Origin of the sequence: Metabacillus endolithicus (assembly GCF_023078335.1) — a bacterium.
Lineage (GTDB): Bacteria > Bacillota > Bacilli > Bacillales > Bacillaceae > Metabacillus > Metabacillus endolithicus.
Genome location: NZ_CP095550.1, coordinates 3,857,116 through 3,883,230, shown reverse-complemented (window position 1 = coordinate 3,883,230; position 26,115 = coordinate 3,857,116). Strand labels below are relative to the sequence as shown.

Sequence of the window (26,115 nt, the reverse complement as noted above, 5' to 3'; positions counted from 1 at the left end):
TTACTTATTAATTTACAGCAATCTCACTTATGAGTAAAATGAATAATAGTTATAAAATTTATAACAAATCAGAATAAAAGGTGATGAGCTTGGAATTAAAAGATCTTCGTTATTTTATAGAAGTCGCAAACTACGGAAGCTTCACAAAAGCAGCGATAAACACCTATATTTCACAACCTACCTTGAGTAAATCTATTAAAAAACTGGAATCAGAACTAAAGGTAGAATTATTTGAACGATCAACTCGTAAGCTGATGCTAACTGATGCTGGAGAAATTGTTTATAAACAAGCTATTAAAATTTTAGGAAGCACAGACGAACTTTCTAGATTATTAGATGATTTAATGAATCTGCCAACTGGACAAATAAAAATAGGAATTCCTCCATTAATCGGAACCCTCTTCTTTCCTAGTATTGCAAAGAAATTCAGAGAGCTTTATCCTGAGGTATCTTTAGAATTAATTGAACTTGGCGCAAAAAGAATTGAACACTTAGTAGATGAAGGACAAGTTGATGTGGGAATGATCGTCCTACCAACAGAAGATAGTAAGTTCAATATCACTCCGTTTATTAAGGAAGAATTTATGCTTTATACCAACCAATCTCACACATTGGCAAACGAAGAGGAAGTCAAGCTTCAACAATTAGCTGAAGAAAACTTTATTCTATTTAATAGAGAGTTTGCCTTACATGAGCTCATCATTAAACATTGTAAGGAAGCTGGTTTTCATCCAAATATTGTTTATGAAAGCTCTCAATGGGATTTGATCACTGAACTCGTTGGAGCTGAATTAGGAATAACACTTCTTCCAAAATCAATTTATGAAAAAATGGATCAGCAGACTATTAAGATGATCCCCTTAGCCTCTCCTCCAATGTGGGAGCTTGGGATTATTACCAAAAAAGATCGGTATCAGTCGTATGCGGTGAGGGCGCTTTTGAAGTTTATTACAGAAGATTTACTGATTGATTAATAATAAGAAGAGGGGCCTTTAGGTCTCCCTCTTCACAAGTTAATTTCCTTTTCTAAATAATACCCCTTCCCTCGGTACCACTTGAAATGCCGTTGCAAGCTCCATTAGCTGATGATCTGTGATTGTTTGTTTTTTCCCGCCTTGTGCACAAACAGTTGTATATACTTGTGCCGCCTTTTCAGCTGTTTCGATTAAACCAAACGTTTCATCCATTGTTGTCCCTGCTCCGAAAATACCGTGATGAGGCCATAATACAAGTCTAACATCCTTCATTTTATCTGCTGTTGCTTCACCTATTTCAGTTGTTCCCGGAACAATCCATGGAATTACCCCAATTCCTTCTGGAAAAACAACAATACATTCTGTGCACATTTCCCATAATGTTTTGGTCATATCTTCTTCTATTAGACTATGTGTGAATGTCATAGCAATTAAGTTAGTAGCATGGCAATGCATAATAACACGATGATTTTGATCTACTTTTAACCGTTGAATATGATTCATCAAATGAGTAGGCAATTCACTAGTTGCCACTCCACCATTTTCGAATCCCCAAAGAATCTCATACTGATTTCCTTCTTCAGTAATACGAATAATTCCCAGATTTATTTCAGGATGTTCCTTTATGTTTTTAAAATACTTACCAGATCCTGTTACGATAAAATAGCGTCCTGCCAGTTCCGAAGCATCAAAGTTAACTTCCACAACTCGTTTCATGTTAGTAATATCCAAATACGCTTTGATTTCATCTTCTTGTAACAAGTAACTAATATTCCCGCCATTCCGCTCATCCCAACCTAAGCGATAAAGATTAGTGGCTGTATCAATCATTTCCTCCATGAATGGTGCTGTATATATGAATTTTTTATTCATGATTTTACTCATCAATCATCTCTCCTTATATGGAACTAATTTGATTATAATTAGTATATGTATATTTTAATAATAAAACAAAATCAAATCAACATAAACAAAAATAATATACCTTATTTATTTTTGTTTATGTTGATTTGTTGACACATTTATTTTAGGGGTGCATGTCACTCCCTGAAGTTTATAGAATGATGTCGATATAAAAAAAGACCTACTATATACGGAGTAGGTCTTTTCATAAACAGGATTTAGCTATTTTCCTTATCCCATTCAATTTTATTTAACTTCTCTACAAGTGCAGTTACTTTATTACTTGTTAGGTTTGCTTCAGAGTATTCAGCCAAATCTTTTAACATTTTTGTTTTAGTTGCAAAAATACCAGGTGGCTTTGTTATCCCAGGCGCAGTTTCCTCTAATACTTCCACTGCCTTCTTTTTATCAAGAAGATCAATGAGTCTTGTTTCTTCAGTAAATGTTGGCTTTAATCCACGTATATTTTTGTATTTAAAATGATATCTTCCAGAGCCAACTGAAACACAAACACCTTCAAAATTTTCTTTGTAATTATAAATGCTCTGAGAATCAGCCAATAGAAGATTACTTTCAAGAACATCAGATATTGACGCAAAAGGAAGTAAGATCTCCGCAGTTGTGTTTGGTGGTATTTCTATATTGATTTCAACATCATCTTGAGTAAGTGACCATGATGATACTACTTTCCCATACATTGATTCGTAAACCGCTTTAGCATGAGTAAACTCAGTGCCTGCAAATTTTGGTTGAATACGAATCCGTTTAAATGCAGGAGTAGCGTTATCCATGCTAAGACCCGCCACATCTGTGTACAGCCAATTTCCAATTGAACCATATGCATAATGGTTAAACGAATTCATTTGTTCACTCCAAAACGAACCATCTTCTTTTATACTATCCCAGTGCTCCCAGATGGTTGTAGCACCTTTTTTTACTGGATATAGCCATGATGGAAACTTTTCTTGCATTAATAACTTAACCGCTGTTTCATGGTAGCCTCCTTTTGATAAGGCTAAACACAAATAAGGTGTTCCAACAAATCCAGTTGTTAAATGATAATTGTTTTGTATAATTAATTCGTTTAGTTCGAATGCTGTTCGCTCTTTTGCCTTCCCTTCAACTAAATCAAACATAAGTACAATAACATGAGCTGTTTGAGTTGGAGAAACTAATCTTCCGGATGGAGCAATAAATTCATAATTAAACTGCTCAACAATTCTTTCCAATAGCTCACTATATTCTTGAACTTCTTCCGTTTTACCAAGAACTTCTGCTGTATCACGGAGAATTCTCGTTGAATACGCATAGAATACAGTCGCAATGAAATCCTTCGGCGTCGCACCTACAAAGCTATTTTCTTTTGCGTCAAGTGCCAGCCAATCACCAAAATGAAAGCCTGAATCCCAAAGAAACTCATTTTTTCCTTGTTTACGTATATACTCGACCCAAGCCTTCATACTGTCATATTGCTCAGCTAGTAATCGTTTGTCTCCATATTTTTGATATATCGTCCACGGGATGATTGTTGCGGCATCCCCCCAAGCAGCTGATCCTACACCAGCAACTACAGCTGGAATAACTATTGGCACATTTCCGTCAGGAAGCTGATCAGCCTTTAAGTCACGCAGCCACTTCGTAAAAAATGGTCCCCCTTGAAAATTAAATAACGCGGTATCAATAAAGACCTGAGCATCACCAGTCCATCCTAATCTCTCATTACGTTGTGGGCAATCTGTCGGTAAATCAAGAAAATTCCCTCGTTGACCCCAAACAATATTTTGCTGAAGCTGGTTAATAAGAGGATTTGAACATTGGAACTCTCCTGTTGACTCCATATCAGAATGAATAACTTCTCCCTCAAAGTTTTCGAGTGGTAATCCTTTCTCCTGTCCAGGGTATCCCTCTACTCTTACATATCGAAAGCCTTGGTAAGTAAAATGTGGGGTATATGTTTCTACCCCTGTGCCTTTTGCAATATATTCGATCTGTTGCTCAGCTTTCCCAAGGTTACCAAAATAGATATTTCCATCTATATCAAGAACTTCTGCATGTTTTAGTACTATGCGAGTACCCTCAGGAGCTTCTACTTTGAACTTCATTCTACCTACCATGTTTTGCCCCATATCTAATACTGTGTCACCTGCAGGAGTAACAAACGACTCGATCGGCTTAATGACTTCGGTTACTCGTGTCGGCCAGTTTTCCTGTGCAACTAAGTTAGAGATTGGTAAATCCAAAACTACTGTTTCATTCCAGTTAGTATCATCAAACCTCGACTTGCTCCAGCCTTCCTTTTCATGTCTAGCGTCATAGATCTCCCCATTATATATTTCAGAATATAAAATTGGGCCGGTAGATGCTTTCCAAGTAGAATCCGTTAAAATCACTTCCTCAGTACCGTCACTATATGCAACAAATAACTGGAATAATGCCGCTCTTTTATCACCGTACACATGTCTTTTATTTTCAAAGCTAAGTGTTCCTTTGTACCAGCCATCTGCTAATACAATTCCTAGAGCATTTTCTCCTTCAATAAGCTGAGGAGTTATGTCATAGGTCTGATATTGCAACCGTTTATGATAACTTGTCCACCCTGGAGAAAATAAATCTTCTCCAACTCGTTTACCATTAAGAAATAATTCATATAAGCCAACCCCAGTTCCGTAAAGTCGGGCTGCTATTATCTCCTTCTTAACATTAAATTCTTTTCTTAGTAAAAATGCAGGCTCTGAGTTCGTATCAAGTTCTTTAGGTGTGGGCATAATCCAGCTTGCTTTCCACTCTGAAGAGTCTAACAACGCTGTTTCCCACCAAGAAAAAGGACTCCAAGACGATTTCCTCTCAAAATTATCCCAAACCCTCACACGATAGAAATATCTTTTCCTTGAAACAAGCTCCGGCCCACTATATTCAACATGAATAGACTCCTCAGATTCCACTATTTGAGAATCCCAAAGTATTTCAGAAAAGTCATCCATCATGGCTACTTGGATTTGGTAAGCTTTTTGCATCGTTCCACGAATATCTGATTGAATTTTCCAGCTTATACGTGGCTTCTTTATGTCAATGCCTAATGGTTTTTCTCGATACTCACATTTTAATGAATCTATTATTAATTTTGACATCTGTTTTCCCCTTTCTTCACTAGTTATTTCCTTTCTGCTATAGGTGGTTATCCTATTGTCTACATAAATTGTTTATCTCGCAACTAGTGAGTTCTGAGCAATTTGCCCAAGTAAACGTCCACTTTCTTTCACTTTTCTTTCTTGAGTTGTTCGATCAACTTCTATTAACCCAAATTGCATCGAGTAACCGGAATTCCACTCAAAATTGTCAAAAGTTGACCAATGAAGATACCCGATAAGATCAATTCCATCTTTCAAACATGATTGCACACCTTCTAGACTTCTTCGTATAAATTCAACACGTCTTTTATCATCTACCGTTGCCACACCATGTTCAGTAATCATGATTGGAATCTGAACTGATTGACTAACCTTTCTAATCACCTTTCCAAGTGCTTCAGGACAATAAACATATCCCATTTGTGTTAACTCAGTGGCTTCATCTGGCTTTACTTGTCCTTCTGGACCATATGTTTCACGAGTATAGTTTTGAAGGCCAAAGAAGTCATCACCAGTGATCATATCTTGAAATTGTCCAAAATAACTTTGCCATTTCTTCTCTGCAAGTTCTTCTCCACCTGGTATGGACTGAATATCTGAAAGTGCCATCGAAAATCCCACTTTTGTATTCGGAGATATACGTTTAATAACCTCACGTGCTTTTTTGTGCGTTGATTTTAATATCTTAATAGAATTTTCATCGGAAATCATATGAAAAGTGAAATAATTGTCAAATGTTGTACCGCATAATTTAGCAGCTGATTCTCTCCATTTAGGAGCAGTCCACGCATCTCTCTCTATTCCAACTGGAGGAATAAAGCCAATATTTGAAAATACTTCTCTTAACATAACAGGAAGATTAACTTCATTCATAGTAAGAGTGTATGGAATCAAATGCCCAATCTCTTTATATACAACTTCACAATATTTTGCAAAAAGATCGGGCACCTCAGGACTTGCCCATCCTCCCAATCTCATTAGCCATTTCGGTGAAGAAAAGTGATGCATTGCCACCACAGGTGTAATACCATGTTCATGACATGTTTCGAGCACATTTCGATAATGTTCGATTTCCGAATAGGAATATTGCCCTTTCTCAGGCTCAATTCTAGACCACTCAATTGAAAATCGATAAGCCTTTAATCCAAGGCTAGCCATTAAAGCAATATCTTCTTTATAAAGCCTATAATGATCTATCGTATCACCAGATTTATCTTTATAAGGCGAACCTTCTGCATGCTCTTCAAAATTTCAAAAATCAGTATTTATATTATTCCCCTCAACTTGGTGGCCTGCAGTAGCTGAACCCCAAATAAATTGTGATGGAAAATGAAATGTCATGTCGTTTGCACTCCTTTTGCTTTTTTAAACGCTTCTATAAAGTTATTTTAGCAAACGCATTCATTGATTTTAATGTTAGAAAGAAAGAGGAGTATTGCTCGAATCAAATATATATTTTCGGAAATGTGATTGAAAAAAAAACCGTTTTTAAATGCGGTTTTTTAGGATTCTTGCCAAATTCTTAAAGGTTAGTTTCTCTATAATCTTTAGGAGTTTGCGAGAAAATCTCATGAAATTTTTTATAAAAGAAAGATAAGCTAGTATATCCTACTTTTTCTGCAATTTCCCCTACAGTTAGGTCAGAATTTGTTAAATATAACGCTGCTTTATTCAGACGTTGAATTTGGAGAAGATCCTTAAAAGATTTCCCTGTTGATTTTTTTAAAACAGAGGAGGCATAGTTAGGATGATAATTAAAGTGAGCAGCCATTTCTGTTAGACTGCAATCCATATAATGCTTTTCTATATATTTCAAAAAATCAAGAGCTATAACATCTTGCTTGGAATCTCTTGACTTTACGTTATCTATGTTTGTACCGTGGCGAATCAATTCTGTAAACAATATAAACATATATGAATTAATCATATCTGCTGAGCAAAAATCTTTATCAAAATACTCACACATAATTTGTGCCATAATTCCCTTGATTTTTGAGCGAGGATTAAAAGGAAAATATAGATAATTATTTACACTTCTATTGTTTATAAGTGAGTCTATTAAGAACTGAGAAATGATACTTTTATGAGTGAATCTACTTAGAAAACTAGATGACAAGTAGTCATGCTTTAATTTTATATCGATCACTATATCCTTATCGTTCAACCCATTTACTGCGTGAGGTGTCTTTTTTTCTATTATAATTATTTCACCTTCAGAGATGGTTCTCTTAACATTTTGGAAAACAACTGTACATTTCCCCCTATAAACATAAATTAATTCAATATAGTGATGAATGTGCATTGGAATAAACGCAGTAGGTAGTTGCTGGGATATTCCGATAGGATCTTCGATAGGCGTTATTGTCTGATCAAAAATCATATCAAAAACATAAACTTCCTCACCATTTATTTCCTCAGTTTCCGGATTAAATTCACGCTTAATTAAATCCCACTCGGCAGCTTTGTGCGTGTTGTTATGTTCTAAAAATGAGTGCAATTCATCGCCGTTCATACAAAATCTCCTTTTTTCAAATTACGAAATTATATCATATATATATATAAATGAAAATAACCTACTCATGCAATGCAACGCAACTTCATGAGTAGGTTATAGAATTTTAGGCTTGTCGTCTTTGTTTAATTTCCTCTATCGCATCTTCTCGTACTTTTCCAGAAAACTTAATAAAGAGAATTGGAATTGCTGCAATGATACCGATTACAGCCGGTGCTAACGTAAATCCAGTAAATATTCCATGAACTGTTTCTGCAGTTTGACTTTGAGAAGCAGCTTGATAGCCAATAAAGGTTAAAATGAAACCAACAACTAACCCTGTTATCGCTCCTTGGCACTTACTTGTAAATGATTGTACTGCAAAGGAAATAGCTTCAAAACGGTTTCCAGTCTTCCATTCCCCAAAATCAATTGAATCTGCAATTAACAATGAAATGATTGTTGAGTTTATTAAAGCAAATAGTAAGGTGATACCATTTAAAATAAAAACAAGTGGTAAATTATCATAACCAATTAAGAATAAACTTAAAAGAATTACAGCATTTGCAATTGAGCAAGCTAGAAAGATGTATTTCTTTTCGAATCGTTTTGTTAAAGCTGGAACGATAATTGGAATTAAAAAGACAATTGCCAATGCAGGTACATTTAACATCGTCATATATGAAATGCTACCTAAGTTATTAACAGCAAAGTAGACTGAAAGTGATTGAGAAATTGGCATTGATAGTCCTAAGAAAGCCGTTAAAAGGGTGAGCTGTAATGGTCTATTCATTTTCAAATAAGCCAATGTTTGTTTTAAACTAATCGTCTCATTACTAGATTTAACTCTTTCCTTACATGTAAAGGCCATAACTAACATAAAGATTAGTGCTAAAACAGATGCATAAATAGCTAAATTTGAATAACCTCTACCCGGATTTATTCCATCAACATAAGCTACAATTGGCCCTCCTACTAGCATTAGAAGAATTAATCCTACAAGTGTTGAAACACGGGCTATCGATACTAATCTTGTTCGTTTTGTTTCATCCTGTGTCATTACAGTTGAGAAACTCCAATAAGGAACATCGAAAAACGTAAAAGCTAGTCCCCATAAAATATAGAATACTAATAAGTAAGTGAATTTCCCTGAATCAGAAAGATCTGGACCATTGAAGAGAAGAATTGTTAATACAACCCAGATGATACTACTTACGATTAAATAAGGTCTAAATTTACCATACCTTGTTCTTGTTCGATCTACAACGATACCAGCAATTGGATCTGAAATGGCATCAACAATTTTAGCAATAAAGAAGATTGAACCTACTGCTAATGCTGATACTCCAAAAACATCTGTTGCATAAATCATTAGATAAACATTAATAAGACCAGATAGCAAAGAATTGCCTAATCCACCTCCAATATATGAGGCCGTTTCTCTCTTTTTCAATTCTGTTTTTTGAGTACTTTCATAGTACAAATCATAATTTCTTGCTGTCTCCATTTTCTTACACTCCCTTACTTATTTATCAATCGAATTGTAGCGGTTTCATTTCCACCCTTTTTCTCTACCACGTTGCTCATGTTAATAAGAACTAGTGACTCAAACCCCAAAAATTGTAGTACGAAATTCTTATGTTAAATACATTTTAGCAATCGCTTACACATTAAGTAATGTTAAAATGAAAGCGATATTTTGCTCGAATCAAAGATTTGAATAATGTATCATTTAGATTGTTAAACTAGACATTGTTAATTTCTTCAAATTTAAACTGTGTATTTTTACTCTGCTCGTTGTTAGCTTTATTTATTTCCTCTGCAGCTTTTTCTTTACTCGTGATCAGCTGGTCCACAATCATTTCACTCACAATCAATAACTCCCTTTTTTCTTCAGTGCCTCGCCCATCTTCTAAGCCTTCAATAATACTAATTCTAACTTCATCAAGAACTGTCCAATTTTCCATATAATCGGCTAATAGTTCCTCTTCTTTATTTAAGAGATTCGTTTTTTAAAAATTAGCTATTAGGTTAGAATTTGTACGAAGCTCTTCGTTTTGAAATTGAATTAGTTGATTTTTTGTTTTCCGTACTTTGTTCATCTATTATTTGGAAGGTGAGAAAATCAATTAATCTATTGCTTGCTTTAATCTTTCCAAGAATACTAATCGACTTAAGTTGCTCATTATACATTTCTTCACTTTGTTTTGACAACGGCCATTATATTAGAAAAACTTATATATCCCACTAAAAGCATAGAAGCAATGCCTAAAATAATAATTAATCTTATTTTACTTTAAATTTTCATGTTTCTTATTAATTCATGGAGTTTTTCCTTCTTTCAATTATTTTTTCATATAGAAAAGGGACTCTAGTTACTTGTACACAGAGCCCCTTTAAACCAGGAATAAAAAAGTACGGAAGACAAAATAGTCATAGCAAATATTTTTACTATTTAATGCTTATATTTCTTTAAATTGTTTTTCTATTTTGTCTAACTTTTCGTTTCCTTCAATAGAATTTTCAGTCGATAGTATCTCTTCAAGTGTTTTAGGTTCGTATATACTTAATAGGTATGGAGGAATAGATTTTATTTCAGGAATTTCATTTAAAACTTCCTTGATTGGTGGAATGTCCATTAATTCCTTTAGCTTTGTTTTTCTACTAAATGTCTTTACATAGGATTGAGATGGATTATAAGTAAACTGCCAGTTTCCACATTCCAAACAAATGATTACGTCATTTTCTTTTTGACTCATTTCAACTTGTTCACCAAATACAATCACTACATCTTCTTTCCTTGCATCAGGTAGAAAAAGTGTTGCTGATGTATTAAATGGAATTTCAACGGTAAAATTCAGCTGGCCATCCTCTTGAATGTGCCATGAAACAAAATAGTTCCCAGATGCAGTATTCAAATTCCCTTTTGCCCATTTCATTCTCCAGTGTGGCTTAGGAGCAATGATAGCATGTTTAAAGCCTGGTTTCGTTTCGACTGGTTTAATACCAAGCATATACTTGTACATCCATTCCACGATTGCACCATATGCATAATGATTAAGTGAATTCATTCCTTGAGGATTCATCTTTCCATCAGGTAAAACAGAATTCCATCTTTCCCATACAGTTGTGGCACCCAGCTTTACTGCATATAACCAACTAGGATAATCTTCATTTAATAATAATGTGTAGGCTAAGTCGTTATATCCATATTCTGAAAGTACCTGACAAATATATGGCGTACCCACAAAACCTGTTTTCAAATGCTTATTGTCTTTTAGGATTCGGTTAGCTAGATCTTCTGCGACTCTTTGTTGATGTTCTTCTGCGACTAAATCCATGAATAAAGTTAAAACATACGCTGTTTGAGTATCAATTGTCATTTTTCCATAAGGTGAGATATATTCATTTTGGATCTCATTTCGAATGTTTTGTGCTAAAGTACGATATTCATGTTCGATATCTAGTTTACCTAATACCCCCGCAGCTTTTGACACAATATTAGCTGAATAATAATAGTAAGAAGACGCAATAAAATATTTATCTGTTCCACCAGTTGGCATGTTAGGATCTTCTCCATCCAATGCTAGCCAGTCACCAAAGTGAAAACCATTCCTCCATAAGCGATAACCACCAGATTCTTCATCAAATCGTTTTATATAGTCAACCCATGCTTTCATACTTTCAAATTGTTGCTCTAGTATAGATTTATCTCCGTAAAAAAGGTACATATTCCAAGGAATGATGGTTGCCGCATCACCCCAAGCGCTTGAACTACTTTCAGGTTTAAATGGCGATGGAATTTCTGGAACTGTCATTGGAACTGCACCATTTCTTACTTTCTGTTCTAACCATAGATCATAGCCATACTTACTGAAGAATGAATAAACATCCATGTTGTAGGCTGCTGTTCCCGAGAATACCTGGGCATCACCTGTCCAGCCCATCCGTTCATCACGTTGTGGGCAATCGGTTGGAATATCGAGGAAGTTACCTTTTTGACTCCACATTACATTTTCAAATAACTTATTAACTACAGAGTTACTAGTTTCAACAAAACCTGTTTGATCAATATCCGAGTAGATCACACATCCAGTGAAATCTTTACTATTTAGCTCCCCTACCCATCCGATTACCTTTACATAGCGAAATCCATAAAAAGTAAAATGAGGTCGAACGAACTCTTCTTTACCATTAGAAATATAAGTGAATTCTGCCTTTGCGTCACGAAGATTTTCACGATAAAAATTTCCATCTTGAAGGATTTCTCCGTACTGCAACGTAACTTTTGCTCCTTTTGGTAAGTTATTTTCAAATTCTAACCATCCTACCATATTTTGTCCCATATCTATTACTGTTTCACCAGCTGGAGTTGCTAGTAGATCTACTGGTGTTAATGTTTCTTTAATCGTAACAGGTAAGCTTAACCGAGCTGTTAGACGATCATAAATTTCCAGTTCAATTTCACTTACTTCAAACTTCTCAGCAATTGTAAATGTATCATCATATACCTCACCATCGTAAATTTCACTCTCAAGCACTTTGCTTTTATATGCATTCCATGTCGTATCAGTTGTTATGACTTCAGCTGTACCATCCTCATATGAAAGATGCAGCTCAGCTAGTAAGGCAAAACGATCTCCATAAATGTTGACATGTCCTCCCTCAAATCCAAACCTTCCTTTGTACCAGCCATTCCCTAAGAGAACTTTAATCTCATTTTCTCCCTTAACAAAGCTATCTGTTATATCGTACGTTTGGTATTGAATCCAGTTATCATAGTCATTATTAAAGGGAGCTAGATACTCATTGCCTACCTTTGTGTCATTAATATACATTTCATAAAGTCCTAGTCCACAAATATATACTCTTGCACTTTGTACTTTTTTAGTCATGTGAATATTCTTCACAAGTTCAGGATGTATATCTGGCGAAAAATTTGGTGTAATCCATTTCCCACTCCACTTTTCATCTATCTTAGCCGTTTCAAACCAAGCTGTCTCACTTGTTGCGCAATTTCCATTTTCCCCCCAAACCTTTACACGCCAATAATATCTTGTACGGGAGGAAAGATTTAGCTTGCAATGATGACTTAAGCTGCTAATGCTCTCATCTTTTTCTGTATCATATATCACATTTTCAAATGAAGAAGATTTTGCTACTTGAATTTGTGCAGCTACTTGCTTCTTTGCGCTTGTGTTTACAACTTTATATGAAAACGTTAGATTATGATCTAAATGAAATCCAATAGGATTGTTAATATGGTTCACTTTCAATTCAATGATGTTCATGTTTGTTTCCTCCAATTCCTAAAAATCCCATTAAATTTTAAGGAGTTTATTACTCTATTTTAGCAATCGTTTTCACGTATTTATATAACCAAAACAAGTGCATGATTGCTTGAATCAAAGATTTATGAAGCTTCAGATCTTAAAATTTAGAAAGAGGATCCCCCTTATATTTGAGAGTCCTCAGCATATTTCGCTCATATGAATAATGATGACATATATAACTATAGTTTCAATTATCATAGAAACTAAATTTTATACTCTATAACAATGACATTATGAATAGCACCTGTTAAAGATTTGGCAAACTCTTAATGAATAGGATGTGGTTGATATTTGTAGTGAGACTGCTTATCCTTTAATGTAATACATAAACCTAATGTATACCCTTATTTTTGTTCTGTTCCCTCTGTCACATTTATTCCCGCAGTGAGTTCAACGATTCCAGGTATTTAAAAGTTTTTAGCTTATTTACAAATGTCTGTTCTTTTTCCTCTGTGATATGTTCATTAAATCTAAACGCTACAATATGTTCGTACATGGAAAATCTCCTTTCTAGATTACGAATTATTGTTTATAGAAAGAAAAAGCCAGCAATCGCTGACTTTTTAACTTTGTTATTGTATTATAGAATCTAACTCCCATTCTATTGAATTTAAAGCATCAATAAGTTTTACTAGTCGATTATCTGTCATTTTTGTCATCGGGTTTTCTAGTAGTTTTTTAATTGGGTGAATTCTTAACTGAGCTAAAACACCATGAGGGTTCGAAATACCCGGTATAAATGATTCAAGAACTTGTTTTGTTTCTTGTTCTGTTAATAAGTCAATAATTCTAGAATTCTCAGAATAGATAGGTTTTAATCCACGATCATTAGAATAAACGAATTGGTATGATCCTGATCCTACTACAAATAGAATACCCTCCTCGATTTGTGTAATTTCTAGTACACCGTCTGCTTCACCAATACTAACTCCATTATCTGTAACTGTCTCAATCTTAGCATGTGGTAAAATAATTTGTGCTGTTGTGTTTACTGGAATCTCGATTTCCATTCTTACTTCTTCATGAGTGATTTTCCATGAAGATTTAATACGTCCGTACATAGATTGGTGAGTTGCACGTGCATAAGTCATTTCTCTCCCACCAATAGTAGGTTGAATTTTAATCTTTTTATAAGCCGGCTCTGAATCATCCATATCGAGTCCCGCAACAACTCTGTACATCCAATCTCCAATTGCTCCATAAGCATAATGGTTGAATGAGTTCATGTCATCACTCCAGAATGATCCATCTTCTTTCACTCCATCCCAATGCTCCCAAATGGTAGTTGCCCCTTTTGTTACAGGGTATAACCATGATGGATAAGATTCTTGAAGCAATAGCTTCATTGCTGTTTCATGATAGCCATTATTTGAAAGAGCTAAATTCAAATATGGTGTTCCTACAAATCCAGTCTGAAGATGATAGTCATTTTCTAAAATCATCTCATTTAAATCTTTTGCTACTCGTTCTTTAACCTTACCTTCAACAAGATCAAACATTAATGTAAGAACATGTGCTGTTTGAGTAGAAATAGCTAATCTACCTAATGGTGTTACAAACTCATCACTGTAGTATCTCCTAACCTTTTCTAAAAGATCAGTATATTCTCTTACATCTTTTGTCTTGTTTAAAACACGAGCTGCATCACGTAAGATTTGAGTTGAATGAGCATAGAATGCCGTAGCAACTAACTCATTTGGTGTCGCACCAAAGTAGCTGTCCTCTTTTGCATCTAATGCTAACCAATCCCCAAAATGGAAGCCTGTATTCCAAGCAAATTCGTTTTCACCTTGTGCACGGATATATTCTACCCAAGCTTTCATACTAGCATACTGTTCTTCTAGCAGTCTTTTATCACCATAGCTTTGGTAGACTGTCCATGGACATATCACAGCAGCATCTCCCCATGCTGCAGATGAATGACCGTCAATTACATTCGGGATAACAAAAGGTACCCCTCCATCTGGAAGCTGCTCTACTTCTAAGTCACGAAGCCATTTGGTGAAAAATTGTGCTCCATGATAATTGAATAGTGCTGTACGAATAAACACTTGTGCATCACCAGTCCACCCCAAGCGCTCATCACGTTGTGGACAATCTGTTGGAACATCAACGAAGTTACCGCGTTGTCCCCATTGAATATTTTGTTGGAGCTGATTAACCATTGGATTTGAACAATCAAATTCTCCAGCTGGTGTCATGTCTGTGTGTATTACCTCACCAACAAAAGAGTCTAATAAGAGACCGTTTTCTTTTGCAGGGTAACCTTCTACTTTAACATAGCGGAAGCCTTGAAAGGTAAAATATGGTGCATATACTTCAGTTCCCTCACCTTTTGTGATATATTCTACCTTTTGTTTTGCAGTTCTAAGATTACCTAAATAAATATTACCATCTTTATCAAGAATTTCTGCATGACTTAGGATTATCTTTGTACCTGCTTGTGCATCTACAGTAAATTTCATTCGTCCAACCATGTTTTGTCCCATATCTAGCACCGTGTCTCCTGCAGGAGTAACAAATACTGACTGAGGTTTAAGTGTTTCAGTTACTCGTGTTGGATTATTTTCTTGAGCAACCAATTTTGATAACGGGATATGAATAACTATTACATTATTCCAATTGAAATCGTTAAAGGAATGATTGCTCCATCCCTTTTTTCGAGACAAGCATCGTATGTTTCCCCGTGATAAATTTCAGAATAGAGAATTGGACCTGTTGAAGCCTTCCAAGATTCATCGGTTATAATTACTTGCTCTGTTCCATCTTGATAGCGGACAACCAATTGAATAATAACTCCTCGTTTTTCACCATATATGTTGCTCTTACCCTCCCATGCAAGATTGCCTTTGTACCATCCGTCTGCTACCATTATCCCTATTGCATTCGAGAGTTCTAGCTGATCTGTTACATCATATGTTTGATATTGGATTCTATGGCTGTAACTAGTCCAACCAGGAGCAAGTAAGTCCTCACTAACTCTTTCACCATTTAAAGAGATCTCGTAAAGACCTACACCTGTTGCATAAATACGTGCTGATTCAATTCCTTCTTTTAAGTCAAATTCTTTACGTAAAAGAAAAACTGGTTCTAATGCTGGATTAAGTTCTTCTGGGTCTGGAGTAATCCATTTCGCTTTCCATTCTGTTGTTTCAAATAGAGCAGTTTCCCACCACGCAACTTGGCTCCACTCAGACTCACGTCCATAATTATCCCACACTTTCACACGATAAAAGTATCTTGTTTGAGAAGAAAGATCTGGACCTTCATATACGATTTGAATTGATTGATCAGATTCGAAATAACCCGTATCCCATAGAGGACAATTGAAATTATTTTCAGTACGAGAAACCTGTACTTGGTATGCAATTTGCATTGTGCTTCGTTTGTCAGATTCAATTTGCCAGCTTACTCGTGGTTTTTTCACATCAATTCCAAGTGGATTCGTTCTATACTCACAAGTAAGTGTTGTTACATGTAATCCATTCATTATAAATCTCCCCTTCACTAGTGGTTAATACTCACTAAATTTGACTTTAAATCTACAAACCTATTTACGTCTAAAAATAATGTTGGCCATTCACTAGAACTTTTGTATTATTCGTTGGTGCTTTGATCTGTGCTTCAACTTGATCTGGAAGGGTAATTCGTAAATCAACATAGTCCCCCAAATCTTTACAATAAATATTGATCTTTCCTTGTGGAATTGGGACTGACCCTTTTATCCACTTTAGACCATTTAACTGAGGAGAGATCTCTACTTTTGTAAATCCTGGTTCTAGTGGTTTAACACCTAAAAAGAGCACTCCGAATACATAAGTCGGAGCTGCTGACCAGGCGTGACAGTGACTGCGACTGAAATCTCCTTCAATTAATTCCCAACCTTCCCAGCAGGTTGTAGCATCATGTTCTAACATATGTCCGTATATATCTCGTATATTATCTAAAACTAAATCGTTCTTCTCTAAACTCATTAAAGCTTGATAATAGAAAAACAGAACGAAAGGACTCTTAATTTGGACAAAGTTTCCAGGAGGATTTTCAATGTATTTCTCTACATATTTTCTGCGTCGACCCTCAGCACAACCTGTAATAAAGGCAATTAAATTTGTTTGTACACTTCTAGTTTTTGATTTAGTACCATCTTCATGAATGCTATCAACATAAACCATATCAACTTCATCCCATAGATGATTGTTTATTGCTTGTTTAAGATTCTCTGCTTGGTTTCTAAAGTTATTTTCATCTTCATCTTCTCCAATAATCGATGCTAAATAAGCAGATTGTCTTAACGCATCAACAAGGAGTGCATTTTGATGAGTAACAATATTATGCTCTGTATCCATTGGTGCCCAATCAAGCATATTCCAGGCTGCAATTTCTAGTAATCCATCTTCATTAATAAATTCTTTAAAACGTTGAACTGTCAGCTTAAGTTCAGGATAAATCTCTTTAATAAACTCTACGTCTCCAGAATATCGATAATATTCTTTACATGCCATCATCCATAAAATGGACCATGCTGTTAAGACATTTTGCCATCCACTTGGTACATGTGATTCTGGTAGAGGAGATCGATAAATAGATTTTGAAATTAGTCTTAAGCATCTTCTAACTAAATCATAGTTACCAAATGTATAGTAATTCATTAAAGATATATTATAGGAATCCCCCGTCCAAAGCGCTTGTTCATAGGCTGGACAATCAATGATTGTATCTTGAGAACACATTCTTATTGTATGTTTGGAGATTTCCCAAATTTGATTTAATTGATAATCCGAGCTACTAAAAACCCCTATATTTCCTGTTGGAAATGTGGCTACATCTACCTTTATTCGGAAAATTTTACATGGGTTGCTAAAATTCCGAATAGTTAGCAACATATAGCGAAATCCTCTTGGTATATAGGAACGATACACTTGACGACCATTCCTCGCAATATACCTGAGAGAGTTATTCAAAGAAAAAGTATGTTCTATTCGTCCATCTTGGTGAAGACCTTCAAATAAGAAAAAATCAAAAATTGTACCCATTTCAGCTTCAAGCTCAAACTCAATATGACCTAAGTATTCCTTACCAAAATCGATTATATATTCTGTATCCCCTTTATCCATTGGATCTACTTTCGTAAAGCTCTGATTTGGCAACACCATATTTTGATGTTGAAAACCCAAAGTATGGATCTTAATATCTTCTTTAAACATAGAAAGAAGGCTCACGTTATCTGTACAAACATGTTCGTTTGGAATTGCTTTAAATTTCATTTTATAAATGCTTCTAATTCGTTTAAGGAAGATACCTCACTCATTTGTAAATATTCTTTTGTCAATGGGATCGTTTTTGGAACAGGCTTTCCAATTTGAAGCCTTGTATCCGTGTAAAATGGTCCTATTGCTAAAAAGTTTGATTTATCCCCCCAAAAAGGTGCATTTAACTCTATTTTTTCAGGAAAATCAAACGCTAAAGACATGATTGGCTCATGAAAAGATCCACTTACATCAATAATTAAGAGATTTGAACCTTTTCTTAATTTTACTTTTTCATATTTTCCGTTTTGTGTTTTGTATTCGACACCAGTTAACTTAAATTCCCATTTTGCTTCAGCGTGAGCATCAAAGATAAGGGTCATGACCCCTTCCATCTCTTGATTAGAGTGAATTTCCGTAACTACATACCCTTGCATGATTTTACCCGAATTACTAGCGAATTCTCCCTTAAAAAAAGTTGGTCCTAAATCAATAGAATAATGTTGAGCTATAGGCTGTACCTCTTTTAAAGATAAAACACTTTTAGGAAAAGTTGGTTCATTTGTTAATCCTGGAATATCTCTAGGAATAAGATTATTCCAAGGGGCCATCCCATAAGAACCAATAATTTCGGAATTATTCCAAGATGTATCGTCAAAATCTGGTTTTTCCCAATCATTAGGAAATAAATTCGCATCATAAATTTCTGCCCATGCAAGACAGTTAGACATTTTTACAGTTTCCTTAACAAAACCTTTATGATTTGATGTTTTCCAAGTTTCGTCAGTTATTAGTTGATTGATCAGTCGATCTTTATTGTAAAAATCAACTTGTGATATTAAACCACCGTGTCCCTCTATATAATGCATTGTGCCGATCCCATAGTGATTAACAAGTATTGCAATAACATTTTCTCCTTGGTTCAATCCACTTAATTCATATTGGTCAAAATACCATTCAGATGTCCAACCACGTACTGGACCCGATCCTAAATACACACCATTTATATATACGGTATACTTTGTATCAGCAGAGATTGATAATGTTACAGATTCATACTCAGAAAGAACAGAAAATGTTTTTCTGAAACAAGACCACTGATTTCTTGGATGATCCCCACTCTTATCCCAAATCCAATTAGCTTTCCATTCCATAGAAGTACCCCCATCAAAAAGACCCGATAAATGAATATACTTCTTTTTTCGGGTCTTTATTTTTACATGAATTTGTTCTACAACTAATACACAATTTTACTTAACAGATCCTGCCGTCATTCCAGCTACAATTTTTTTATTAAATAATATAAACAAAATCAGAGGTGGAATTGAAATTAACAATACATTAGTGAATAGTAAGTTCCACTGAGTGTTGTACGCACTCATAAAATTATAAAGAGTTAACTGTAGAGTTGCGTTTTCTCTTCCTGGGAAGAAATATAACGGATTTACAAAGTCGTTATAAACGTTTACCGCTGTTAATACAATAACTGTTGCCGAAACTGGTTTTAGCAACGGTAAGATGATATTAAAAAATAATCGAAATCGACCACAACCATCTATTAATGCAGCTTCGTCCAGTGATTTCGGGATTGTAACCATAAACCCACGATATAAGAGAATAGTAAATGGTAAGTTAAGTGCAACTTCAATTAAAACAATACCTGGCATAGTTTTAAATAGGCCGATTTCTTGTAATACCCAAATTGTTGGTACAACAGCTGGAGGAATGATTAGTCCTGCTAAGATTAAAAAGTTAAAAAGTGGAGTAGCTTTTGTTACTTTACGCTGCAACACATAGCCAGCAGCACCACCAAATAAAATTAAAAGAATAATAGAGAATCCAGTAATCATTACACTATTAAAAAATGCACGAATAATTATTCCGTCTGAAGCACTTAACACACTTTGAATGTTTTCCATTAAATGAATTGTACTAGGCCAATCCATATTTAATAGAGACGATTCTTTTGTATTTTTTAAAGCGTTCACAACAACAAAATAAAAAGGGATTCCAAACACAACTAATGTTGCTAATACTCCGAAGCACTCTACTAAAAATTCCCTTACTTTTTTTGCTGTTTTCACTTTATTTGATGCAGTTTGATTTGAGGTATTTACGTTCACGTTACTCATTATAAATCCACCTCTTTTTTATTTAAATAAGCATATAGAGGGAATGCTAAAGCGGAAACAAGTATAAATAAGATAACGTTTCCTGCTGTTGAAAGCCCATAAAAACCGGCTTGATACTGTTTATAGATGATCGAGGCAATTAAATCTGTACTGAAGCCGACCTCCTTTAGTCATCGCCCATATTAAGTCAAATGATCTTAATCCTCCAATAAAGGATAAAATAATAACTGTATTCATTGCTGGACGACTAAGTGGTAAAATAATGCTTTTAAACTTATGCCATGCATTTCCACCATCAATCATTAATGCTTCATAATAGTCTTCCGGTATGGACATTATTCCTGCAATAAATATGACGGTTGCCATTCCCACACCTTTCCAAACATCTACAAGGGCTACTGATATTAATGCGATTCGTGTGTCACCTAACCAATCTGGCCCAGTAATTCCAATCCCTTGAAGTACAATGTTAATCATACCTTGTGAAGGATGCATCAACATTGTAAATGCAATCCCAACGGCAATTGTACTAAGTAATGTAGGGAAGAATACCATTGATCGAATAAAACCAACTGTTTTTAACTTTCCACAAAGGAAAATACCAAGTAATAGCCCTAAAATAACCTTTAATACACTAGTAACAACTGCATAGATAACTGTATTCTTAAATCCAATATTTAAAGAGGGCTCTGTTAAAAATGTCTTAAAGTTCTCTAAGCCAATAAATTCCCAATCTGTTAATGACCACCATGTCATACTGAAAAATAATGACATAATCGTTGGTAATAAGAAAAATACAAAATAAACAATTCCTGCAGGTAATAAGAATGCATACGTATATGTTTTTCCTGTTAGTTTATTCACATTACTACTCCTTTCATAACTATTAAAAGATTGGCCCTGCTAGAATCTAGTCAGGGCCACTTTTAATAGAATTGCTTGTTACCAACCTTCAATACCTAGTTGTTTGGCTTGTTTTTCAACATCTTTATCGTATAACTCAGCTCCTTCTTTCGCAGAGCTAATGCCGCTTCCAACTTGTTGAGTAATTTGTTGTAAGTTAGGACCTTTAACAGGACTTAAGAACTCAAGTGCAGGAGCAGTGTTTCCTGATTCATAATAAGGCAACATATCTTTTACTGCGCCGTAAACATCCTCAGGGAGTTCTGCACCTTTTATTGCAAAAGGACCATCTGGGCTAACTTTTGAACTATACAAATCTATTGCTTCTTGTGAAACATAAAATTCCATCCATTTTTTCGCAGCATCAATATTTTCACTATTTTTGTTAAGGTATACAGCTCCCGGCATCCAAACAGTTAGTCCATTTTTGTCAGCACTGTCACCTGGTTGTGGGAAAAATCCAATATCATTCATTTGATCAGGATAGTTAGCAGCTAGAGCAGATAGCGAGAAAGTTAACATTGGATAATGAGCACCAGTACCTTCCGCTAGCATTTTCAAACCAGCATCGTATGTTGTTGCAAGATAATCTTCATTAAAATATCCGTTTTCATGTAATTCTTCTAGTTTTTCAAAGCTACGTAGTGCAGCAGGTGTATCAGCAATTTTTGCTTTATTTGATGTGAATTCTTCTGGGAAATTAGGATTTTCTGCAAGAACATTGTAATTATCTGCAAGTACAACTAATTGTGATGTCCAAGCATCCTTAAACGTTCCAACTACTGCAGTTTTACCCGCTTCTTTAATTTTTTCATTATTTGCCATTAATTCATCCCAAGTTTTTGGTACTGAAAGTCCAAGCTCTTCATAAACCTTTTTGTTATACAACCAACCTCCTGCATTGGTTGCATTTCCTGGAATACCAAATACTTTACCATTAACACTTACAGCTTCTTTGAAATTATCCATTACATTTTCCATAAAAGGCTCGTTTGTTAAATCAGCGAAGTTTTGTTCTGGGTTAAGTGCTCCTAATAGCGAACCAGAGTTATACCAAACTAAATCTGTCATATCTCCCGTTGCTAGACGAGTTTTTACAATATTATCCCCCTCTGAACCACCTGGACGCGTTTCAAATTCAGTTTTAATGTTATATTTCTCTTCAATTGCATCAGTAATTGCTTCGATACCTTCTAATTGTGTCTGGTTATCAACTAACATTGTGAGTGTTACTGCTTCTTCACCTTCATTGCCTGTTGACTTTTCATTTCCTTCATTCCCACTACATCCAGCTAAAATGCCTGAAAAAAGTGCGACCGATGTAACTAATGATAATATTTTCTTTCTGTTTTTAAGAACCATTAATAAGACCCCATTTCTCTTAATAATTTGTACTAGCATTTGCAAAGCCTTATGTCTATGTACTATGAGGCTTTGTTTTTCTTTCTATGCTTAGATTGTAAGTGATTTCATTAAGTTTTGTAAGTGCTTACTTTTTTAGGTTTATGTACGTTTTTTTTGTTTTAGGTCCGGTTTTTAGTGAAAATAGGAAGTATATACAAAAAAAGAGCCTTGTGTAGTATAAAAACAAGTCCCTTTTTTGTTTAATTGGATTGTGGAGTTTTAACTTATCCTTTAAATTCACTAGGCTTAGATCCAGTATACTTTTTAAATACGTCCGAAAAATGTCTAGAGCTATGATATCCTACCATTTCACTAACAGTAGATACCTTATTTCCTTCCTTAAGAAGAGCTTTTGCACGTTCCATACGGAGTCTTGTTAGGTACTTAATATAGGATAACTCCATTTCCTCTTTAAATAATAAACTAAAATACGTTGCATTCATTCCAACATGTTCTGCTACTTCTTGAAGAGTAAGATCACGACTTATATTTTGTTTCATGAAAATAACGGCTTTTTCAACTGAAGCGTGCTTCGTTGTATCACGGACTTCTAATGTCCAATTCATAATCATTTCCATTTGTTGTCGTAACCAGTTTAACATTTCTTCCTTCTTCTGCTTTTCCCTTATCTCAACTTGAGGTAGATACTTACTTTGCTTCATCTTAAAAATGTCTCCACCTGTTTCCTTTGCCACTTCCAAAGCTAAATAAACAAGCTTTAATATTTCGCGTTCAGCAATATCTCTAGTCAATTTTTCAGTTTCAAGCTCATGAATGTATAATTCAACTTGTTGTAATAATCCTTGTTTGTTTCCTGTACGGATATAGAATATAATTTCATCTGCTTGTTCTAAAGCTTGTCGAGGAAGGTCAGAATTACTCCCAACATCCTCATAACGAGTCCATCCACTTTTCTCTAGAAAGCTTCCATATTTTAATGCTTCTATTGCATCTTTATAACTTTTGTACACATCATCTACCGAAGAATAGGTTTGACCAGACCCAATATGATAGCTGATGCCTTCTGATAAGAACAGCAGCTGATTCCAAAATTCATCGATTTCCCTTTTATAATGAAAAACCACTTTTATAAATTCAGATCCATATCGAAACGATACGACCCGGTAGGAAGGCTGCTCATTAATGGAAAACTCTTCAGAATAAGAAGCTAGAACTGTTACAGCGACGATGTCATTAGCATTTTCTCCAAACAGCTCTTTCCATTTTTGAAGATATTTAGTTCCTGATTGGATTAAGTCTAATGTAGCCTTTTGCAGCAACTCTTCCTGACTATTCTCCCATTGCAATTTTAGTGTGGAGTATGTTTGCTCTTTACTTATTCTTTCTAGAATTCTCTTTATTGCATCTTCGATCATTGATATAGTAATTGGCTTCTCTAAATAATCTACAACACCTAGCTGAATAGCCGTTTAACATATTCAAATTCATTGAAACCACTAAAAACGATACACTTGGTTTCTGGTGCTTGTGATAAGATTTTCTCAACGAGCTGCAAGCCATCAATCCCAGGCATTCGAATGTCTGTAAAAACAACATCTGGTTTTTGTTCTTGAAATAGTTGTAGAGCAGCGGTACCATTAGCTGCTGTACCAACCAATTCAATTCCGTACTTTGACCAATCGATCATTTTCTTTAAACCTTCTGTAACAATAAATTCATCATCAAAAACTGCAGCTTTTAACAATGTCACTCCTCCTTTCTAAGAAAGAAACGAAGCTCTACCTTTGTACCTTTCTTAACCTCACTTGTTACTAACAGCTTGCTGCTAGGACCATAAAAAAGTGTTAACCTTTCACGTACATTTCGCAGGCCATACCCTTGATCCACTTTCTTTAATTTATCAATTCCCACTCCATCATCCTCAACATTAAAGATAATCAGATTATCCTGAAATCTCCCTTTTACTGTAATCGTACCTTTCCCTTCTTTAGGTTCTAAGCCGTGATAAATAGCATTTTCTACAAGAGGTTGTATCAATAATTTTAAAATTTCAACATCCATTAGTTCTTTATCCACTTGCTCTATATATTCAAAACGACCATTATATCTTAAGTTTTGGATTGTCATATAATGCTCAATATGTTCTAACTCTTTTGAAACAGGGATCAGTTCCTCACCACTATTTAAACTTAACTTAAAGCTCTTTGAAAGCGAGAAAGCCATCTTTGCAATTTCAGGATTGTTTTGCAATGTGGCCATCCAGTAAATTGAGTCTAATGTATTGTATAGAAAATGCGGTTTGATTTGAGCTTGTAAAGCTCTTAATTCAGCTTCTCTTTCCTTTAACTCAGAACGTACAAGCTTTTCATTTAATTCTTTCGTTCTTACATTCAATCGATTGAATGTTTCACTAATCGTTCCAATTTCATCTTTATCAGTAAGTTCTACATCGTTGTATAATTCTTTTGCACCACCAATGACCATCTTTTTAAGTTGTCGTAATGGCCTTGTTATCCTACCAGATAAAATAAATGATAAATAAAGGGCAATGATGGCTATAATCAAGGCTATAATCGCTGTAATTCGTCCAATCTGATTGGATTCTTTTAAAAGGTTATCTTCTTCTATTAAAAGCATTAAACTCCAACCTGTTGTTTTGTTTTTATAAGAATTAACAATATATTGATCATTCTCTAGTTCATTAATAAGACTTTCCTTATCTTGATTTGTTCTAATTCGACCGGAAAATGATTGTGGATACGTATAAATTGGTCGGATGCTGTATCCATCGGAATCTAAGACTACAAAGTTACTTTCATCATTTTCATTGAAGACTTTTGAAAACATAGATTTCTTGACGTTTACGACTAATAAACCAGTCACCTCTTCTTCAAAAATTCCTTGTGGATCTTTTAATAACTTCACAGAAGAAAATGTTTGTAAATCATTTGTTAAAACATTATAGCTATTAAACACTGGCTTTCCTTTTGCTTCAACACTTTTTTGGTACCATTCAGTAAGAGAAATATATTGATGTGTTCCATTTTGTTCCAAAGCTCCGTAACTATCTGAATTTCCATAACACACTGAATGAAAATCTTTATCAAATAAACAAATCGAGTCAATATCCTGCGTATCAATAAGATAACTCGAAATTAAATTGTTCATTCTTTCCCCTGTTTCATCATCTATTTCTCTATTACCTCCAACTTCCGAACTGTCAATTAACGCTTGCCTAATTCCATCGTTCCAGGAAATTAACCTCTCCATCTTGATAATGTTATCAAATAATAGATCTGCCACTTCACTTGATGTTCTTAGATGCTCTTGAGTACTTTGAACTTGCTTGTCCACTAGTGTGTTTTTTGCAATATTAAAACTAATAAATCCTAAAATAAAAAGTGGTGGAATAGACAGCATGATCATAAACAAAAAATATTTATTTCTTATTTTTCTTGGACGTAATAGATATAGGATTCTTCTTAATGCCTCTTTCATTTCATCCTTCCATTTCCTATCAAGTTTTAATTAAATCTTATCCTTTAATATAACGCTACGGCACATGTTTTCAACCCCTTATCTTAATAACCTGTAAAACAAGCAAAAATGACTGTAGTTCAAACATTGCCTAAATAGTATG

Annotated in this window: 16 protein-coding genes and 3 pseudogenes; 1 reads left to right on the top strand and 18 read right to left on the bottom strand. The window is 34.8% G+C overall.

The window, feature by feature from the left end:
• The first annotated feature begins 89 nt into the window (after positions 1–89).
• Positions 90–974 (top strand): LysR family transcriptional regulator, encoded by an 885-nt coding sequence (locus tag MVE64_RS19765; protein WP_247340542.1) that lies wholly within the window; start codon positions 90–92, stop codon positions 972–974.
• A gap of 39 nt (positions 975–1,013) precedes the next feature.
• Here the strand turns inward: MVE64_RS19765 and rhaD are convergent, their stop codons facing one another.
• The 18 genes and pseudogenes from rhaD to MVE64_RS19680 form a co-directional block, all read right to left on the bottom strand.
• On the bottom strand, positions 1,014–1,859 hold the full coding sequence (gene rhaD / locus MVE64_RS19760) for a rhamnulose-1-phosphate aldolase (protein ID WP_247340540.1): 846 nt from the start codon (positions 1,857–1,859) through the stop codon (positions 1,014–1,016).
• A 236-nt stretch (positions 1,860–2,095) separates the two neighbouring features.
• Entirely contained in the window at positions 2,096–5,005 is a 2,910-nt protein-coding gene (locus MVE64_RS19755; protein ID WP_247340538.1) for an alpha-L-rhamnosidase, read from the bottom strand.
• A gap of 72 nt (positions 5,006–5,077) precedes the next feature.
• On the bottom strand, positions 5,078–5,527 hold the full coding sequence (locus MVE64_RS27510; protein ID WP_281730510.1) for a family 1 glycosylhydrolase: 450 nt from the start codon (positions 5,525–5,527) through the stop codon (positions 5,078–5,080).
• A 267-nt stretch (positions 5,528–5,794) separates the two neighbouring features.
• Positions 5,795–6,214 (bottom strand): annotated as a pseudogene (locus tag MVE64_RS27505) (family 1 glycosylhydrolase); the annotation flags it as partial.
• 42 nt (positions 6,215–6,256) lie between these two features.
• Complete coding sequence (locus MVE64_RS19745) at positions 6,257–6,346, bottom strand: family 1 glycosylhydrolase (protein ID WP_247340534.1); 90 nt, start codon at positions 6,344–6,346, stop codon at positions 6,257–6,259.
• A gap of 181 nt (positions 6,347–6,527) precedes the next feature.
• Entirely contained in the window at positions 6,528–7,517 is a 990-nt protein-coding gene (locus MVE64_RS19740) for an AraC family transcriptional regulator (RefSeq protein WP_247340530.1), read from the bottom strand.
• 106 nt (positions 7,518–7,623) lie between these two features.
• Positions 7,624–9,003 carry an MFS transporter gene (locus MVE64_RS19735; protein WP_247340529.1) on the bottom strand — a complete coding sequence of 460 codons (1,380 nt, stop codon included), beginning with the start codon at positions 9,001–9,003 and terminating at the stop codon, positions 7,624–7,626.
• Between the two features lie 238 nt (positions 9,004–9,241).
• Positions 9,242–9,463, bottom strand: coding sequence for a hypothetical protein (locus MVE64_RS19730; RefSeq protein WP_247340528.1), 222 nt, complete (start codon positions 9,461–9,463; stop codon positions 9,242–9,244).
• A 495-nt stretch (positions 9,464–9,958) separates the two neighbouring features.
• Positions 9,959–12,787, bottom strand: coding sequence for an alpha-L-rhamnosidase (locus tag MVE64_RS19725; RefSeq protein WP_247340527.1), 2,829 nt, complete (start codon positions 12,785–12,787; stop codon positions 9,959–9,961).
• A gap of 614 nt (positions 12,788–13,401) precedes the next feature.
• A pseudogene (locus MVE64_RS19720) lies at positions 13,402–16,319 on the bottom strand (alpha-L-rhamnosidase).
• A gap of 70 nt (positions 16,320–16,389) precedes the next feature.
• The gene (locus MVE64_RS19715; RefSeq protein WP_247340525.1) at positions 16,390–18,093 is read right to left on the bottom strand and encodes a family 78 glycoside hydrolase catalytic domain; all 1,704 of its coding nucleotides are present in this window, start codon (positions 18,091–18,093) and stop codon (positions 16,390–16,392) included.
• The gene (locus MVE64_RS19710) at positions 18,090–19,229 is read right to left on the bottom strand and encodes an alpha-L-rhamnosidase N-terminal domain-containing protein (RefSeq protein ID WP_247340524.1); all 1,140 of its coding nucleotides are present in this window, start codon (positions 19,227–19,229) and stop codon (positions 18,090–18,092) included. The genes MVE64_RS19715 and MVE64_RS19710 overlap by 4 nt, the downstream gene beginning before the upstream one ends.
• A 96-nt stretch (positions 19,230–19,325) precedes the next feature.
• On the bottom strand, positions 19,326–20,207 hold the full coding sequence (locus tag MVE64_RS19705; protein ID WP_247340523.1) for a carbohydrate ABC transporter permease: 882 nt from the start codon (positions 20,205–20,207) through the stop codon (positions 19,326–19,328).
• Positions 20,207–21,071: pseudogene (locus tag MVE64_RS19700) on the bottom strand (carbohydrate ABC transporter permease). The gene MVE64_RS19705 and the pseudogene MVE64_RS19700 overlap by 1 nt, the downstream one beginning before the upstream one ends.
• 78 nt (positions 21,072–21,149) lie before the next feature.
• Positions 21,150–22,472, bottom strand: a complete 1,323-nt coding sequence (locus MVE64_RS19695) for an ABC transporter substrate-binding protein (protein WP_247340521.1) — start codon at positions 22,470–22,472, stop codon at positions 21,150–21,152.
• 266 nt (positions 22,473–22,738) lie between these two features.
• Positions 22,739–23,890: a helix-turn-helix transcriptional regulator gene (locus MVE64_RS19690; protein ID WP_247340520.1), complete on the bottom strand. Its 1,152-nt coding sequence runs from the start codon at positions 23,888–23,890 to the stop codon at positions 22,739–22,741.
• 38 nt (positions 23,891–23,928) lie between these two features.
• Entirely contained in the window at positions 23,929–24,219 is a 291-nt protein-coding gene (locus MVE64_RS19685) for a response regulator (protein WP_247340519.1), read from the bottom strand.
• A 2-nt stretch (positions 24,220–24,221) separates the two neighbouring features.
• Positions 24,222–25,973, bottom strand: coding sequence for a cache domain-containing sensor histidine kinase (locus MVE64_RS19680; protein ID WP_247340518.1), 1,752 nt, complete (start codon positions 25,971–25,973; stop codon positions 24,222–24,224).
• Between the last annotated feature and the right edge of the window lie 142 nt (positions 25,974–26,115).